The sequence below is a fragment of the Geodermatophilus sp. SYSU D00779 genome, from assembly GCF_054050595.1.
The window spans coordinates 44,987-62,244 of the sequence record NZ_JBJGZQ010000008.1 but is presented as its reverse complement, the minus strand read 5'-3'; the positions used below and the strand labels follow the sequence as shown (position 1 = coordinate 62,244).

12 protein-coding genes are annotated in these 17,258 nt (G+C 73.0%); all 12 read right to left on the bottom strand.

Translation table 11 applies throughout. The annotated features are described in order from the left end of the window. Window positions 1-216: 216 nt before the first annotated feature. The 12 genes from ACI79G_RS08250 to ngg all read right to left on the bottom strand — a co-directional run bounded on the left by ACI79G_RS08250 (window position 217) and on the right by ngg (window position 17,256). On the bottom strand, window positions 217-660 hold the full coding sequence (locus tag ACI79G_RS08250; RefSeq protein WP_091223498.1) for a chemotaxis protein CheW: 444 nt from the start codon (window positions 658-660) through the stop codon (window positions 217-219). Next, entirely contained in the window at window positions 657-3,020 is a 2,364-nt protein-coding gene (locus ACI79G_RS08245; protein WP_456880653.1) for a chemotaxis protein CheW, read from the bottom strand. Before ACI79G_RS08245 ends, ACI79G_RS08250 begins: the two co-directional genes overlap by 4 nt. A 131-nt stretch (window positions 3,021-3,151) precedes the next feature. Further along, entirely contained in the window at window positions 3,152-4,825 is a 1,674-nt protein-coding gene (locus ACI79G_RS08240) for a methyl-accepting chemotaxis protein (RefSeq protein WP_456880652.1), read from the bottom strand. Continuing rightward, entirely contained in the window at window positions 4,822-6,732 is a 1,911-nt protein-coding gene (locus tag ACI79G_RS08235; protein ID WP_456880651.1) for a methyl-accepting chemotaxis protein, read from the bottom strand. The genes ACI79G_RS08240 and ACI79G_RS08235 overlap by 4 nt, the downstream gene beginning before the upstream one ends. A gap of 274 nt (window positions 6,733-7,006) precedes the next feature. Further along, complete coding sequence (locus ACI79G_RS08230) at window positions 7,007-8,629, bottom strand: methyl-accepting chemotaxis protein (RefSeq protein ID WP_456880650.1); 1,623 nt, start codon at window positions 8,627-8,629, stop codon at window positions 7,007-7,009. A 28-nt stretch (window positions 8,630-8,657) separates the two neighbouring features. Further along, window positions 8,658-10,289, bottom strand: a complete 1,632-nt coding sequence (locus tag ACI79G_RS08225) for a methyl-accepting chemotaxis protein (RefSeq protein ID WP_456880649.1) — start codon at window positions 10,287-10,289, stop codon at window positions 8,658-8,660. A 268-nt stretch (window positions 10,290-10,557) separates the two neighbouring features. Continuing rightward, window positions 10,558-12,171 (bottom strand): methyl-accepting chemotaxis protein, encoded by a 1,614-nt coding sequence (locus ACI79G_RS08220; RefSeq protein WP_456880648.1) that lies wholly within the window; start codon window positions 12,169-12,171, stop codon window positions 10,558-10,560. Between the two features lie 180 nt (window positions 12,172-12,351). Continuing rightward, window positions 12,352-13,116 carry a trehalose-phosphatase gene (gene otsB, locus ACI79G_RS08215; protein ID WP_456880647.1) on the bottom strand — a complete coding sequence of 255 codons (765 nt, stop codon included), beginning with the start codon at window positions 13,114-13,116 and terminating at the stop codon, window positions 12,352-12,354. After that, complete coding sequence (locus ACI79G_RS08210; protein WP_456880646.1) at window positions 13,113-14,528, bottom strand: alpha,alpha-trehalose-phosphate synthase (UDP-forming); 1,416 nt, start codon at window positions 14,526-14,528, stop codon at window positions 13,113-13,115. Before ACI79G_RS08210 ends, otsB begins: the two co-directional genes overlap by 4 nt. A gap of 103 nt (window positions 14,529-14,631) precedes the next feature. Continuing rightward, entirely contained in the window at window positions 14,632-14,991 is a 360-nt protein-coding gene (locus tag ACI79G_RS08205; RefSeq protein ID WP_456880645.1) for a fluoride efflux transporter FluC, read from the bottom strand. Next, window positions 14,988-15,365: a fluoride efflux transporter CrcB gene (gene crcB / locus ACI79G_RS08200; RefSeq protein ID WP_456880644.1), complete on the bottom strand. Its 378-nt coding sequence runs from the start codon at window positions 15,363-15,365 to the stop codon at window positions 14,988-14,990. The genes ACI79G_RS08205 and crcB overlap by 4 nt, the downstream gene beginning before the upstream one ends. 139 nt (window positions 15,366-15,504) lie before the next feature. Then, complete coding sequence (ngg, locus tag ACI79G_RS08195; RefSeq protein WP_456880643.1) at window positions 15,505-17,256, bottom strand: N-acetylglutaminylglutamine synthetase; 1,752 nt, start codon at window positions 17,254-17,256, stop codon at window positions 15,505-15,507. Window positions 17,257-17,258 lie beyond the last annotated feature (2 nt).

Sequence of the window (17,258 nt, the reverse complement as noted above, 5' to 3'; positions counted from 1 at the left end):
ACCCCCGAGGGGTGGGGCGTCGTGCGCCGTGCTGCACCGTCCCCGGCCGGTGACCCTGCGTAGGCGACGAGACCCGGGAACGCCGCGACCCCCGGCCCGGCGGCCCTCCGGAGAGAGGGGCCGCCCGACCGGGGGTCGGGGGGAGGAGCGTGGCCGCCGGGGAAGACCGGCCGCGCCCAGGTCCGTGGCCATGTCCGCGGAGGTGGCCGTCGTCCTTCAGGCGCTGACGGCCTTGTGCACGTCCAGGGCCAGCAGCAGGTGGCCGTCGAGCTTGAACGCCCCGCGGATCAGCTCGCGGCCGGCGCCGTCGAGGGTGTCCGGCGGCGCCTCGAAGTCGGCCGGGTCGACGTCCACCACGTCGGCGATGGCGTCGACCAGCAGGCTGACCGCCTCACCGTGCAGCCGGACGACGATGACGACGGCGTCGGTGCCCTCGGGCCGCGGCGGCCGGCCGAGCCGCTCGCGCAGCTCGATCGCGGTCACCACCTGGCCGCGCAGGTTGATCAGCCCGGCCACGGCGGCGGGCGCCAGCGGCACGCGGGTCAGCCCCTGGCTCTTGAGCACCTCCTGCACGTGCGCCACCTCGACGCCGTAGAGGTCGCCGTCGAGCCAGAAGGTGGCCAGCTGGCCGCCGATGGCGGGGGCCTGGGCAGTGGTCACAGGGAGGCCTCCAGGAGGGACGCGGGGACGCCGTCCGGCGTCAGGGGGCTGTGGGCGGCGGGGATGGTCGAGTAGAAGGCCGGGTCGGCGGCGAGGATCGCGGCGCGCACGTCGAGCAGCTCGGTGACCTTGTCGCCGAGGACGGCGGAGCCGAGCAGGCCCATGTCGTCGATGTCGCTGCGGACCGCGGCCTCGCCGTCGACGATGTCGAGGATCTCCTCGACCACGATGGCCACGCTGCGGCCGTGGTCGCTGTACACGATGACCTCGAGGACCTCGCGGTCGCTCTCGCCGTAGGCGCCCAGGTGCCGGTCGAGCCGGACGATCGGCAGGATCGCGCCGCGGTACTGCACGACCTCCCGGTTGCCGACCTTCTCCACCGACTCGGTGCGCACCTGCTCGAGACGGGTGACGGTGTCCAGCGGGATGGCGACCCGGCGGCCCCCGCCGATGGCTGCCAGCAGCATCCGCTGCCGCTCCGTGTCGCCGGCGGCGGCAGCCGCGGCGGCCTCGCGCGCCGCCTCCTGGCCGCGCTCGCTGGTCTCGGTGCGCAGCGCCCGGCGGGCCAGGGCCTGCACGTCGAGGATGAGCGCCACGGTGCCGTCGCCCAGGACGGTCGCGCCGGAGTAGAGCCCGATCGCCTTGAGCTGGCCGCCGACGGCCTTGACGACGATCTCCTCGGTGTTGATGACCCGGTCGACGACCAGGCCGAAGCGCCGGCCCTCCGACCGCAGGACGGCGATGACCACGTGCCCGTCGTGACGGTCGGAGGTCAGCCCGAGGACGTCGGTGAGGCGGACCAGCGGCAGCAGCTCGCCGCGCAGCCGGTACACCGGGGCGCCGCCGACCTCCTCGACCGCGTTGGCGGCCTTCTCGGCGTCGAGCGAGACGAGCTCCTGCAGGCTGATCTGCGGGATGGCGTAGCGGTCGCCGGCGCACTCGACGGTCAGCGCCGGGACGATCGCCAGGGTCAGCGGGATGCGCAGCCGGGTGCAGGTGCCCTTGCCGGGGACCGACTCGACCTCGATGGTGCCGCCGATGGACTCGATGTTGGTCTTGACGACGTCCATGCCGACGCCGCGGCCGGAGACGTTGGTGACCTTCGCGGCCGTGGAGAAGCCGGGCAGGAAGATGAGCTGCAGGACGTCCTGCGGGTTCATCCGGCCGAGGGCCTCCTGCGTGATCAGCCCGCGCTCGACGGCCTTGGCACCCACCCGGGCCGGGTCGATGCCGGCACCGTCGTCGGCGACCTCGACCACGACCTGGCCGCTCTCGTGCTTGGCGCGCAGGGTGAGCACGCCCTCGGCCGGCTTGCCGACCCGGAGCCGGGTCTCGGCGTCCTCGACGCCGTGGTCGACGGAGTTGCGGACCAGGTGGGTCAGCGGGTCCTTGACCGCCTCGAGCAGCGTCTTGTCCAGCTCGGTGTCGCGGCCCTCCATGTCCAGCCGGATGGACTTCTGCAGCTGCAGGCCCAGGTCCCGGACGACGCGCGGCAGCTTGGACCAGATGTGGTCGATCGGCTGCATGCGCGTCTTCATGACGCCCTCCTGCAGCTCGCTGGCGATGAGGTTGAGCCGCTGCGAGGCGCGCACCAGGTCGGTGTCGTTGGAGCGCCCGACGTACTGGACGATCTGGTTGCGGGTGAGCACCAGCTCGCCCACCAGCAGCATGAGCTCGTCGAGCAGGTCGACGTCCACCCGGATGGTGCTGTCGGCGACCCCGCGACGGGCCTGACCGCTGCCGCCGTCGGCGACGCCCTCGGGCTCGGGGGCGACCTCGGCGGCCGGCGCCGGGCGGGGGGCCGGGACGGCAGGGACCGCCTCGGCCACGGGAGCGGGCGCCTCGACGACAGCTGCGGGCTCGACCGGCGCTTGCACCGCGGGCGCCTGGACGACCTCGGCGACGGCCGCGACCGGCTCGGCGACGGCGGGGACCGGCTCAGCGGCCGGCGCCGGCGCGGCAGGGGCGGCGGGGGTGTCCTCCATGGCCGCGCTGATCTCGGCGACGACGGCAGAGACGTCGACCGAGCCCTCGCCGCCGGTGGCCTCGATGGAGGCGAGCAGCGAGCGGACGGTGTCGACCATGCGCAGCAGCACGCTGGTCCGCTGCGGGGTCAGCTCCAGGGCGCCGTCCCGCAGCCGGGACAGCATGTTCTCGCCGACGTGGGTGACCTCCTCCAGGCGGTGGAACGCCAGGAAGCCGCTGGTCCCCTTGATGGTGTGGATCGTGCGGAAGATGCTCGACAGGCGGTCCCGGGAGTCGGGCTCCTGCTCCAGGGCGACCAGGTCGGAGTCCAGCTGGTCGAGGTTCTCGTGCGACTCGACCAGGAACTCCTCGACGATGTCGTCCAGACCGTCCACGTTGCTCTTCTCTCTTCGTACCGGGAGCGGTGCGTGCGCTCTGGTGGGTGATCGGCGGGAGGGGTGGCCAGGTCAAGCCCAACGGGGAGACCCGACCCCGCCGGCCGGGGAGCCCGGCCGGCGGGGAGTGCTCAGTAGCTGAACCGGGAGACGCTGGTCCGCAGGTCGGCGGCCATGCGGGAGAGCTCGTCGACCGCGACCCGGGTCTGGGTCAGCGCCTGGGTGGTCGACTCAGCCGCCCCGGACACCCCACCGATGTTCAGCGCGATCTGCCCGGCGCCGGACGCCGCCTCGGTCACCGACCGGGACATCTCCGTGGTGGTGGCGGTCTGCTCCTCCACCGCCGAGGCGATGGTGGTCTGCCGATCGGAGATCTGCGCGACGATCGCGCTGATCTCGGCGATGGCGGCCACCGCCGCGGTGGTGTCGCCCTGGATGGACTGCACCCGCCGGGCGATGTCCTCGGTGGCCTTGGCCGTCTCCTGGGCCAGCTCCTTGACCTCGTTGGCCACCACCGCGAAGCCCTTGCCCGCCTCCCCGGCCCGGGCGGCCTCGATGGTGGCGTTCAGCGCCAGCAGGTTGGTCTGCTCGGCGATGCTGGTGATCACCTTCACCACGTTGCCGATCTCCGCCGAGGACTCGCCCAGCTTGGCCACCGTGGCGGTGGTGGTCTCCGCCGCGGTCACGGCCCGCGCGGCCACATCCGAGGCCTCCGCGGCGTTGGTGGCGATCTCCCGGATGCTGGCGCCCATCTGCTCGGCGCCGGCGGCGACGGTCTGCACGTTGCGCGAGACCTCCTCCGCGGCACCGGCGACGACGCCGGACTGGGCGGAGGTCTCCTCGGCCGAGGCCGAGATCTGCGCCGACGAGGCCGACAACTCCTCCGAGCTGGCCGCCACGGCGTCCGCCGACGCCGCCACGGTCGACAGCACCTCGCGCAGGCTGACCACGGCTGCGTCGAGGGAGGCCCCCATGCGACCCAGCTCGTCGCGCGAGGTGAGCCCCACCGTCCGGGTCAGGTCACCGTGGGCCAGGCCGTCCGCGACCTCCTGCACGCGGCGCGTCGCACCCGCGACGCCCCGGGCGACGAGCCAGCCCACCACCATGGCCACGCCGAGACCGACCACGAGCAGGGTCAGCGCCACCGTGCGCTGCGACTCGTAGTCGGCACGGGCCTCTGCCACAGCCGCAGCCGCCTCCGCGTCCTCGATGTCGGCGAGCTGGTGGAGCTGGTCCTGGGTGCTCTGCGCCAGGGGGGATGCCTGCTCGGCGTTCGCCTTGTAGAAGTTGACGTTGTCGCTGTTGATGGCGAACGGGCCGACGACGGTCTGCGCCACCTTGACGTACTGCTCGAAGTCCGCGGACGCCTGCTCGAGGATCACCGCCTGTTCCTGGGGGATGCCGTTGCCCTCGTACTCCGCGCGGTGCTCGCGGAACTCGGTGAGCAGGTCGCCCATGCCGGCCAGGATCTGCCGCGACGAGGCCGGGTCCGGGTCGATGAGCACGTCACGGATCTGCTTGCGGGCCTCGGCGACCGTCAGGGACATGTCGTCCAGCGCGGAGATGCCGATGAGGTTCTCCTCGTACAGCTCCTGGGTCGCGTCGGCGGACGTGCCGAGGGCGGCGAGGCCCATGACGCCGACGCCGGCGGCCACGAGCGAGGCCGTACCCACGGCACTCAGGATCTTGGTGCTCAGGCCACGGTCGCCCCACCAGGCCAGCAGCCCTGTGCGGTGTCCCGCGTGGTCCTGGCCCCGGACGGGTGCCGAGCCCGAGGTGGGTGCCGGGCGCACTGCAGCGGTCATGGACGTCTCCTGGCTGATCGAGTGGTGGGTCTGGGCAGCCGTTCCCGCAGCAGTGACTGCATGGTGCGGAATGGTGGTCGGGCGCCTGTCAGGAAAAAAAGGTAGGGCACTACCGGACCTCTTCTCCGGCCATTCCGGCGTGTCGGGGATCGCGCGAGAAGAAAGGTCGGTGACCGAATTTCCGCTGTCGACATGACGCCATGTCCGGCAACGTCCGGCCGACAGCGGACGTACGAACGGGGTGGGGCCCCGGAAACCGGGCGCCCCCCCGGTCGGGCGGGGTCGGTGGATGAGTTGGTGAAGCGGGCCACCCTTGTGCGCAGGTGGGCGGCCATGCGGGACAGCTCGTCCACCGCCGCACGCGTCTGCGTGAGCGCCTGGGTGGTGCTGTCGGCCGCGGCCGACACCCCGGTGATGTTCTCGGCGATCTGGCCCGAGCCGCCGGCCGCCTCGGCCACCGACCGGCTCATCTCCGTCGTGGTGGCGGTCTGCTCCTCCACCGCCGAGGCGATGGTGGTCTGCCGGTCGGAGATCTGCGCGACGATCTGCGAGATCTCCTCGATCGCGCCCACCGCGGCACCGGTGTCCTTCTGGATCGCCTCCACCCGCCGCGCGATGTCCTCGGTCGCCTTGGCCGTCTCCTGCGCCAGCTCCTTGACCTCGTTGGCCACCACCGCGAAGCCCTTGCCCGCCTCCCCGGCGCGCGCCGCCTCGATGGTGGCGTTCAGCGCCAGCAGGTTGGTCTGCTCGGCGATGCTGGTGATCACCTTCACCACGTTGCCGATCTCCGCCGAGGACTCCCCGAGCTTGGCCACCGTCGCCGTCGTCGTCTCCGCCGCGGTCACCGCCCGTGCCGCCACGTCGCTGGCCTCGGCAGCGTTGCTGGCGATCTCCCGGATCGAGGCGCCCATCTGCTCCGCGCCGGCGGCCACGGTCTGCACGTTGCGGCTGACCTCCTCCGCGGCACCGGCCACCACGCCGGACTGGGCCGAGGTCTCCTCCGCCGAGGCCGAGATCTGCGCCGACGAGGCCGACAACTCCTCCGACGAGGCAGCGACCGCGTCCGCCGATGCGACCACCGACGACAGCACCTCGCGCAGGTTCTCCTGCGCCTGGGCGAGGGAGGCGGCCATCCGGCCCAGCTCGTCGCGGGAGGTGACCTCGGGCACCACGGTCAGGTCACCGGCGGCCAGCGCGTCCACCGACGCCTGCACCGAGCGGACCGTGCCCGTAATCATGCGGACGACGAGGGTCGCGAACCCCACCCCGACCAGGCAGCTGACCACCAGGACGACCCACAGCGTGGTCTTCGCCGACGACGCCTCCTCGGCCCCCTCCTGCATCTGGGCGTCGGCCCCCTCCCGCACCGCGGTGCGGATCCCGGTGAAGTCGGTGGTGACGGCGTTCTGCACCTCGACCAGGGGGCCGGCCGCGACGGCGCTGGCGGTGGCCACGTCCCCGGCGTCCAGTGCCGCGACCATCTGGTCGTCGCTGACGGTGAAGTACTCGTCGACGTCACTGCGCAGCGTGCTGAACAGGTCGGCGTGCTCGGTGATCTCGGCGTAGTCGTCCATCTGCCGCTCGAGCTGCGCCCGTCCCTCGGTCACCTGGGCCTTGATCCCCTGACGGGTCGCCGAGTCGGCCAGGAAGTACGCGGTGTAGCCCTGTCGCACGGCCTCGTAGGTGCCCTGGATGGCGTCCAGGTCGGAGAGGGAGACGACGTGGCCCTGGTACATGTCCCGCTGGCTCTGGTCCAGCGCGTCGATGCGCCCCACCGCGACGATGCAGAGCAGGACGCCGACGGATGCGCTGAACGAGACGAGGGACAGGATCTTGACGCCGAGGGGGCGGTCGGCGAACCAGGCCGCTCGGCGGCGGGTGGCCCGGGCGGCGGCGGGGGCGGTCACGGCTGTGGACTCCTCGTGGACACGGACGGGGGTGGGGTGAAGGGCGCTCGGGATCCGACCGCCATCGGTCACCGGACATCCCGGCGCTCCACACAGAATCAGCGACCGGACCGGGGGCATCGAGCAATTCGCCGCGTGTCCGAATGGCGCCGGCGAAAAAGTCCGATGACCGCCTCGCCATTGTCGACAAGTGGTGTCCGCGGGATCGCGGAAATGGCGCGAGGGGATGGCGACAGGTTTCCTGTCGCCATCCCCTCGACGGAGGACGTGCGCGTCAGTAGGTGAACCGGGAGACGCTGGTGCGCAGGTCGGCGGCCATGCGGGACAGCTCGTCGACCGCGACCCGGGTCTGGGCCAGCGCCTGGGTGGTGGAGTCGGCGGCGCCCGAGACGCCGGTGATGTTGTCCGCGATCTGGGTCGAACCCTGCGCGGCCTCGTTGACCGATCGGCTCATCTCGTTGGTGGTGGCGGTCTGCTCCTCCACCGCGCTGGCGATGGTGGTCTGCCGATCGGAGATCTGCGCGACGATCGCGCTGATCTCGGCGATGGCCGCCACGGCGGCGCCGGTGTCGCCCTGGATGGACTGCACCCGCCGGGCGATGTCCTCGGTGGCCTTGGCCGTCTCCTGGGCCAGCTCCTTGACCTCGTTGGCCACCACCGCGAAGCCCTTGCCCGCCTCCCCGGCCCGGGCGGCCTCGATGGTGGCGTTCAGCGCCAGCAGGTTGGTCTGCTCGGCGATGCTGGTGATCACCTTCACCACGTTGCCGATCTCCGCCGAGGACTCCCCCAGCTTGGCCACCGTCGCCGTCGTCGTCTCCGCCGCGGTCACCGCCCGCGCCGCCACATCCGAGGCCTCCGCGGCGTTCGAGGCGATCTCCCGGATGCTCGCACCCATCTGCTCGGCGCCGGCGGCGACGGTCTGCACGTTGCGCGACACCTCCTCCGCGGCACCGGCGACGACGCCGGACTGCGCGGAGGTCTCCTCGGCCGAGGCCGAGATCTGCGCCGACGAGGCCGACAACTCCTTCGACGAGGCAGCGACCGCGTCCGCCGATGCGACCACCGAGGACAGCACCATGCGGAGCTCGGTCTGCATGGCGGCCAGGGATGCGGCCATCTGTCCGAGTTCGTCCCGCCGGTCCACACCGGACTCCACCGTGAGGTCACCCTGGGCGGCAGCGTCCAGGGCGGCCCTGACCTGCCGCAGCGGCCGCGTCACCGACCGGGCCGCGAGCACCGCGAGCAGCGCGGCGAGGACCACCGCGAGGGCTCCCACGACGCTGAGCAGGACCGTCGCCCGGGTCTGCGCCTGGTCCTGCTGTCGGCGCAGGTCCTCGGCGCGGTCCTGGGCCGAGGCCTGGATGCCGTCCGCCAGGTCGAGGACGATCCCGTAGCCCTCGCCGGCCTCGCCACCGTTGATGCTCTCCATGGTGGCGAGGTAGCTCTCGTGGGTGCCTGCGGAGAGCCATGCGACGACCTGGTCGTCCCAGCGGAAGTAGTTGTCCCAGGCCGGGCGCAGCCGGTCGAAGGCCTCCCGCTCCACCGGGCTCATCGCCGAGGTGTCGACCGTGTCCAGCCAGTCGTACACCGAGTCCTTGGCCTCGAGCATGCCCGAGCGGTTGTAGGCGTCGGGGGCCAGGGCCACGGCGGGGCCGTAGGCGGCGACGTCCGCGAGGACGAGACCCTGCCAGCCGGTGACGTCGGCGATCTGGAAGCGCGCCGTCTCCGCGTCGGCGAGGACGCCGTCGACGGCGCTGACCTGCTCGGCGAGGTCGCGCTGCTCGCCGACCGCGGACAGACCCGCACCGGCACTGAGCAGCACGAGCACCCCGACCGCGCCGAAGGCGAGGCCGAGCCGGCGTCCGACACGGACGTCGGAGAGGCGGGGGAGGAACACTGTTGATCTCCTGTCGGGGGCGGGGGGCTCAGTAGGTGAACCGGGAGACGCTGGTGCGCAGGTCGGCGGCCATGCGGGACAGCTCGTCCACGGCGGTGCGGGTCTGGGTCAACGCCTGCGTCGTCGAGTCCGCGGCAGCCGAGACCCCGGTGATGTTCTCGGCGATCTGACCGGCCCCACCGGCGGCCTCGGCCACCGACCGCGACATCTCCGTCGTCGTGGCGGTCTGCTCCTCCACCGCCGAGGCGATGGTGGTCTGCCGATCGGAGATCTGCGCGACGATCGAGCTGATCTCGCTGATCGCGGTCACCGCCGCGGTCGTGTCGCCCTGGATCGCCTCCACCCGCCGGGCGATGTCCTCGGTCGCCTTCGCCGTCTCCTGGGCCAGCTCCTTGACCTCGTTGGCCACCACCGCGAAGCCCTTGCCGGCCTCCCCGGCGCGCGCCGCCTCGATGGTGGCGTTCAGGGCCAGCAGGTTGGTCTGCTCGGCGATCGAGGTGATCACCTTGACCACGTTGCCGATCTCGGCCGAGGACTCGCCCAGCTTGGCCACCGTGGCGGTGGTGGTCTCGGCAGCCGTGACCGCCCGTGCGGCGACGTCGCTGGCCTCTGCGGCGTTGGTCGCGATCTCCCGGATGGAGGCGCCCATCTGCTCCGCGCCGGCGGCGACGGTCTGCACGTTGCGCGAGACCTCCTCCGCGGCACCGGCCACCACACCCGACTGCGCTGAGGTCTCCTCCGCCGAGGCCGAGATCTGCGCCGACGAGGCCGACAACTCCTCCGAGCTGGCGGCCACCGCATCGGAGGACGCCGCGACCGAGGCCAACACCGTACGGAGCTCGCCGAGGGCCGTGTCGATGGCAGCGGCGGCCCGGCCGACCTCGTCGTCCCGGCTCACGCCCGTCGTCCGGGTCAGGTCGCCGGCGGCCAGGGCCTCCGCGACGGAGACCACCGCGTTGATCGGCCGCACGATGCGCCGGGCCACGGTGAGCGCCAGGGCGAGGGCCAGGAGCGCTCCCAGGGCGACGACGGCGACCATGGTCCACTGCGTCCGCGTCTGCTGTTCGTCAGCAGCCACGTCCGCCGCCTGGACCCGGTCCTGCAGGGACGCCCGCAGCTCCGCGGTGAGCTGGAGCACCTCGAAGTAGACGTTGTAGCCGTCACCCACGACGAGTGCGTCCGCCGCCTCGATGGCGGCCGGCGTGCCCTGCGCGTAGGTGGCGACGATGCGGTCGTCCACCGCGAAGAAGGCATCCCACTGCTGCTCGATCTGCTCGAACGTCGTCTGCTCGGCGTCGGTGAGCGCGTCCGTGGGCACGGCGTCGAGCTGGCCGCGCAGCCGGTCGGCGCTGTCGAGGTACCCGGCACGGTTGGCGTTGTCGTCCCGGACCGCGGCGGCGCCACCGATGCGGCGGGCGTCCCAGGCGTAGGCGGTCTGCCACCCGGTCACGTCGGCGTTGGAGGTCTGGATCTCCTGGACGGCGGTGAGGGCGCCGGCGAGGCGGCCGATCTCGTCCCGTGCGTCGCCGGCCGCGCCCAGCCCGTTCAACGCGAAGCCGCCGACGGCGACCGCGGCCGCCATCCCTGCGGCGCCGACGGCCAGGATCGACCCGCGGACCCCGATGCGGCGGGCGCGCCGCCCGATCCCGTTCGTGTTCATCTCGTGCCGTCCCCGTTCTCGTCACCGATACCGAATCGGGCTCCTGCGCCCGTCCGCCGCGGACCGAGCGCGGCTGATCGCAAGAAAAGTAGGGGTTCCTCGTCACGGGGATCAGAATTGTCAGGGCGTGTCCCGGCGTGGCGCCGAGAAAGTGCGGCCACCACTTCCTCTGTTGTCGACAAATCCGCCGAGACCATTCCGAGAACAGCGGACAACGGAGAGGGGGCGGCGACCGGGACCGGTCACCGCCCCCTCTCGGGCGTGCGTGTCAGTAGGTGAAGCGGGCCACCGAGGTCCGCAGGTCGGCGGCCATGCGGGACAGCTCGTCCACCGCCGCACGCGTCTGCGTGAGCGCCTGGGTGGTGCTGTCGGCCGCGGCCGACACCCCGGTGATGTTCTCGGCGATCTGACCCGAGCCGCCGGCCGCCTCGGCCACCGACCGCGACATCTCCGTGGTGGTGGCGGTCTGCTCCTCCACCGCGCTGGCGATCGTGGTCTGCCGGTCGGAGATCTGGGCGACGATGTGCGAGATCTCCCCGATCGCCCCGACCGCGGCACCGGTGTCCTTCTGGATGGCCTCAACCCGCCGGGCGATGTCCTCGGTCGCCTTGGCCGTCTCCTGCGCCAGCTCCTTGACCTCGTTCGCGACGACGGCGAAGCCCTTGCCGGCCTCCCCGGCCCGGGCGGCCTCGATGGTGGCGTTGAGCGCCAGCAGGTTGGTCTGCTCGGCGATCGAGGTGATCACCTTCACCACGTTGCCGATCTCCGCCGACGACTCGCCCAGCTTGGCCACCGTCGCCGTCGTCGTCTCGGCCGCCGTGACGGCCCGCGCGGCCACGTCCGACGCCTCCGCGGCGTTCGTGGCGATCTCCCGGATCGAGGCGCCCATCTGCTCCGCGCCGGCGGCCACGGTCTGCACGTTGCGGCTGACCTCCTCGGCCGCGCCGGCCACCACACCGGACTGCGCCGAGGTCTCCTCCGCCGAGGCCGAGATCTGCGCCGAGCTGGCGCTCAGCTCCTCCGACGAGGCAGCCACGGCGTCCGCAGACGACGCCACCGCGGTGAGGACCTCCCGCAGGCTCTCCTGGGCGGTGCCGAGTGCCGCCGACATCCGGCCCAGCTCGTCCTGGCTGCGCACCTCGGCGCGCACGGTCAGGTCACCCGCCGCCAGCGCCTCCACCGACGTCTGCACCGAGCGGACGGTGCCGATGAGCCGGCGGACGACGAGGAGGGTCAGCGCACCGGCCAGCAGGATGCCGACGGTGAGGGAGATCCACAGGGTCGTGATCGCCGACCGGGCGGTGTCCGTCGCGTCGTCCGTGTCGGTCTGACCGGCGGCGACGCGGCGGTCCTGCATGGCCTGGTACTCGTCCATGATGACGTCGGAGGCGTCCTGGAGCGGCCCCGAGATGACCTGCCCCGTGGCCGCGAGGTCACCACGGTCGGCTGCCGGGACCAGCTGCCCGTCGGCGATGGCGTAGTAGTCCTCGACGTACCCGCGGAAGGTCTCGAACGCCTCCCGGTTGACGGTGACCTCGGCGTAGGCGTCGAGCTGGTCCTCGATCTTCGTGCGGCGCTCCGCGAGCTCGGTCCGCAGCTCGACGCGGGTCTGCGCGTCGACCAGACCGTAGGAGTTGTAGCGCGAGCGGTCGCCCTGCCACGACCGCTGGATGTTGGCCAGGTCGGCGAGGGTGACGACGTTGTCGTTGATCCTCGACGCACCGGCCTCGAGAGCGCCGATCCGAGACACGGCGAGGATGGTCATTCCCACGGCCACGGCGGCCAGGAGGGCCACCGCGGCCCCGATCTTCACGCCGATGGGGCGGTCGGCGAACCAGCCTCCGGAGCGCCCGGAGGGGAGGGGAGTGCGGACGACGGACATGGGGGCTCCAGAGGAGAGGGCGACGCCACTGCGGCTTGCATCGCAATGGTGGGCCGTTCCGCCATCGTGTCGCGCCATTCCGGAGCGTGTCGGAGAACGGTGCCGGAGAAATGTCGACGACCGCATTCCACCGACCGCTTTGTCGACATCCCGGCGCCATTCCCGCACACCGGGAGGACGTCAGTCCAGGGCGTCGGCGAGCGTCTCGAGCAGGAGGACGACGGCGGCCGGGTCGGGGACCCGGTGGCGGGCCGCGGTCTCCCCCTCGCCGACCTTGACGGTGAGGTCGCCGGGGGAGAGGACGCGGAAGGCGTCCTCGTCGGTGCGGTCGTCACCGAGGTAGACCGTCGCGACGGCGCCGAGGTCGTCGCGGAGCCGCAGGAGCGCGGTGCCCTTGTCGGCGTCGGTGACCGCGAGCTCGAGCACCTCCTTGCCCGGCTTCAACGTCAGTGACGGATCGGCCACGGCGTGGGCCTGATCCAGCAGCGCGGCGGCCGCGACGCGGTCGGTCACCTGCCGCACGTGCACCGCCACGCTGGCCGGCTTGACCTCCAGCCGCGCGCCGGGCACCGCGGCGACGAGCGGCGCCAGCCGCTCGGCGAGCGCGTCGCGGCGGACGGCGAGCTCCCCGGTCAGCGGGCCGTCGTACTCGGCCCCGTGGCTGCCGATCCAGCGGTAGGGGCCCTCCAGACTGCTCACCGCCCGCAGGTCGGCCACACCACGGCCGCTGACCAGTGCCACCACGACGTCGTCATGGGCGACGAGCCGCTGCAGCGCCGCGGCGACCCCCGGCACCGGGACGGCGGCCGAGGGGTCGCCCACCAGGGGCGCGAGGACGCCGTCGTAGTCGCTGGCCACCAGCAGCGGGCGCCGTCCGGCCACCTCCGCCAGCGCCTCGGCGAGGTCGGCCGGCAGCGCGCCGGTGGCCGCCGCCGCCCCGCTCACGCCTTCGCCTGCAGCGCGTCGAAGAACGAGTTGGCCCAGTGCTCCAGGTCGTTGCGGGCCAGGTGGCGACGCATCGCGCGCATCCGCTTCGCCGCCTCGGCCGGCTCGATGCGCAGGGCCCGCAGGAGCTGGTTCTTCACCCCGGCGATGTCGTGCGGGTTGACCAGGAACGCCTGCTTGAGCTCGGCGGCGGCGCCGGCGAACTCGGAGAGCACGAGGGTGCCGCCGAGGTCGCTGCGGGCTGCGACGTACTCCTTGGCCACGAGGTTCATGCCGTCGCGGTAGGGCGTCACGAGCATGACGTCGGCGGCCCGGTAGAGCGCGGCCAGCTCCTCGCGGGGCACCGACTGGTTGATGTAGTGGACGGCGGGCCCGCCGAGGGTGCCGAAGACGCCGTTGATGTGGCCGACCTGCTGCTCGATCGTCTCGCGCATGTGCACGTAGTGCTCGACGCGCTCCCGGCTGGGCGTGGCGACCTGCACCATCACCGTGTCGGGGACCTCGACGACCCCGTCCTCCAGCAGCTCCTGGAAGGCGTTGAGCCGGACGGCGATGCCCTTCGTGTAGTCCAGCCGGTCCACGCCCAGGATGATCTTCCGCGGGTTGCCGAGCTCGGCGCGGATCTCCTCCGCCCGCTTCACCACGTCCGGCCGGCTCGCCAGCTCCTCGAACGCCTTGGCGTCGATGGAGATCGGGAAGGCGCGCGCGGTGACCGTGCGGCCGTCGTACTCGATCGTCGTGCCGCGGGCCGGCAGGTCGTGCAGCCGGCGGGCCAGTTGCACGAAGTTGGCCGCCGCGGCGGGCCGCTGGAACCCGACCAGGTCGGCGCCGAGCAGGCCCTCGACGATGGCCGACCGCCACGGCAGCTGGGTGAACAGCTCGTAGGGCGGGAACGGGATGTGCAGGAAGAAGCCGATGGTGAGGTCCGGGCGCTGCTGGCGCAGCATGGCCGGCACCAGCTGCAGCTGGTAGTCGTGCACCCACACGATCGCGCCCTCGGCGGCCACCTCGGCGGCGCGCTCGGCGAAGCGCTTGTTGACCTGGACGTAGGTGTCCCACCACGTCCGGTGGTACTCGGGCTTCTCGACCACGTCGTGGTACAGCGGCCACAACGAGGCGTTCGACATGCCCTCGTAGTACCGGTCGACCTCCTCCTCGGAGAGCGGCACGGGGACCAGCGACATCCCGCCGGACTCGAAGGGCTCGGGGGCCTCACCGGCCGACCCCGACCAGCCGACCCAGGCGCCGCCGCGGCCGGCCACGAAGGGCTCCAGCGCGGTCACCAGCCCGCCCGGGCTGCGCTGCCATCGCGTGCTGCCGTCGGGGTCGGTGACCTGGTCGACCGGCAGCCGGTTGGCCACCACGACGACGGGGCTGTCCGCCCCGCCCTGTCCTGCTGCTGTCCCAGCCATACCGTCCCCGACCCTACTGAGTCCGCCCTCCCCGCGCTCCCGGAGCTAGCGTGACCCGCCGCGGCGCGCTGCGACGCGGCGGGTCACGAGTCGACCCTGCCGGTCAGTGGCTCACCAGGGCGGCGGCGTACGTGGCCGCCGCCGCGCCCAGCCCCAGCACCAGCGTCGCGGCCAGGTAGGCCAGGCCGTGGGCCAGTCGTCGCTGCTCGACCATCCGCAGCACGTCGGCGCCGAACGTCGAGAAGGTGGTGAGCGTGCCGCAGAAGCCGGTGCCCACCAGGGCGACCACCGCCGGGGGAGTCGCGGCGGCGCCCAGCACCAGACCCAGCAGGGCGCTGCCCACGACGTTCACGGCCAGCGTGCCGCGGGCCGGCTCGCCCCCGTCGCGGGCCGCCAGCCGGGTGGCCAGCAGCCGCAGCGGGGCGCCGACCAGCGCACCGGCCACCACGAGCAGCGGCGTCACCGGACGCGGGCGGCCCGCACCGCCAGGGCACCGCCGGCCACGGCCAGCACGCCGCCGACGACGGAGACGAGCACGTAGCCGGCGGCCAGGAGGGGTTCGCCGGCCTCGGCCAGCCGCACCGTCTCGATCGCGAACGCGGAGTAGGTCGTGTAGCCGCCGAGCACGCCGACGGCGAGGAACGGCCGCGCCCACGGCGGCTCGGGGGAGCGGGTGGTGAGGACGGCGGTCAGCGCGCCGAACACCAGGCAGCCGGTGAGGTTGACCAGCAGCGTGGCCCACGGCCACCCGGCGGGGGAGTGCGGAAGCGCCGTCGCCACGCCCCAGCGGGCCAGCGCGCCGAGCGCGCCCCCGAGCGCCGCGAGCACATACGCCACCGGCCCATCCCCCTCTCTCCGCGACGATCATGACCTCCCCGTGGCGACACGCCGAGCGCCACCGGCGGGTCGCCACCGCGGTCTCATGATCGTCGGGACCTGACCCGCCACGCCGACCGATCGCGCGGGTGGTCCCCCTTCACCGTCGGCGGGTCTCGGGGAAGAGCAGGTCGACGAAGCGCTCCACGGTCGGCTGCGGCTCGTGGTTGGCCAGCCCCGGCCGTTCGTTGGCCTCGATGAACACGTGGTCGGGGCCCGCGACGTCGGGCACCAGGAAGTCGAGCCCCGTCACCGGGATGCCGATCGCCCGGCTGGCCCGGACGGCGGCCTGCGCGATCGCCGGGTGCAGCCGCTCGGTGACGTCCTCGATGGTGCCGCCGGTGTGCAGGTTCGCCGTCCGCCGGACCTGGATGCGCTCGCCCACCGGCGGGACGTCGTCCATGGTGTACCCGGACTCGGCGACCACCTCGGCGGTCGTGTCGTCGAGCGGGATGCTCGACTCGCCGTCGGTGGCCCGCTCGCGCCGGCGGCTGGTGCTGCGCACCAGCTCGGTGACGGGGGAGCGGCCGTCGCCGACCACCTCGGCGGGACGGCGCACCGCGGCGGCCACCACCTCGTGGTCGATGACGACCACCCGCAGGTCCTGCCCCTCGACGAGCTCCTCGACCAGCACGTCGGGGCAGTACTGCAGGGCCAGGCGCACCGCCCGGTCCAGCGCCGCCTCCTCACGCACGCCGACGGTGATGCCGCGCCCCTGCTCCCCGCGGGCGGGCTTGACCACGACCTCGCCGCACTCGGCCAGCAGGGTGCGAGCGGCCTCCAGGTCGTCCTCGGTGACGGTCGCACCGCGGGGCACGCGGACGCCGGCCCGCTCCATGATCCGCCGGGTGACCCGTTTGTCGTCGCAGCGGCTCATCGCGACCGCGCTGGTGAACTCCGACAGCGACTCCCGGGTGAGCACGGTGCGCCCACCCAGCGACAGCCGCATCTCGCCCCACTCGGCGTCGTTGACCTCGACGCGGATGCCGCGCTCGAGCGCCTCCTCGGCGATGAGCCGCGCGTAGGGGTTGAGCTCGGCCAGCCCCGGCGGGCGGGCGGCGAACAGCGGCGTGTTGATCGGGTTCTTCCGCTTCACGCACAGCGCCGGCACCCGGTGGAAGCCGAGCTTGCGGTACAGCGCGATCGCCCCGGTGTTGTCGTGCATGACCGAGAGGTCGAGGTAGGCGCGGCCGCGGCCGACGTAGCGCTCGGCCAGCACCCGCACCAGCGCCTCACCGGTGCCGGGCGGGGCGTCCTGCGCGTCGACGGCCAGGCACCACAGGCTCGCGCCGCCCTCCGGGTCGCCGAAGGCGAGCACGTGGTCGACGCCGGTGACCGTGCCGACGATCCGGCCGGTCCGCCGGTCCTCGGCCACCAGGTAGGTGAAGCACCGCGTGCGGTGGTTGGCCCACATGGTCTCCGCGTCCCCGGTGACCATGCCGTTGCGCGCGTAGATGTCGTTGACCTGCCGCATCTCGTCCAGCGCGGTCACCGTGCGCACGAAGACGCCGCGGATGAGCTCGGCGCGCGGCCGGTAGCGGTGCAGGTCGAGCCGGTAGACGTAGCTGGGGTCGATGAACAGCTCGTCGGGCGCCATCCCGACCATCACGTGCGGGTCGCGCGGGTAGATGCAGATGTCGCGCCGGCCGCTCTCCTCCGAGCGCAGCGCCTTCACGATGCCCTCGAGGCTGGAGAAGGTCTGCCCGAAGACCAGCCGGCCCCAGGCGAGGTCCAGGACGACGTCGGAGGCCATCCCCTGCCGCTGGTGCTCGGAGACCTGCTGCCAGGGACGGCTGGTGGAGGGCGTGTCGGACACCGGGAGGCGGCGCCGGTGCCCCGCGATCCGGGGCACGC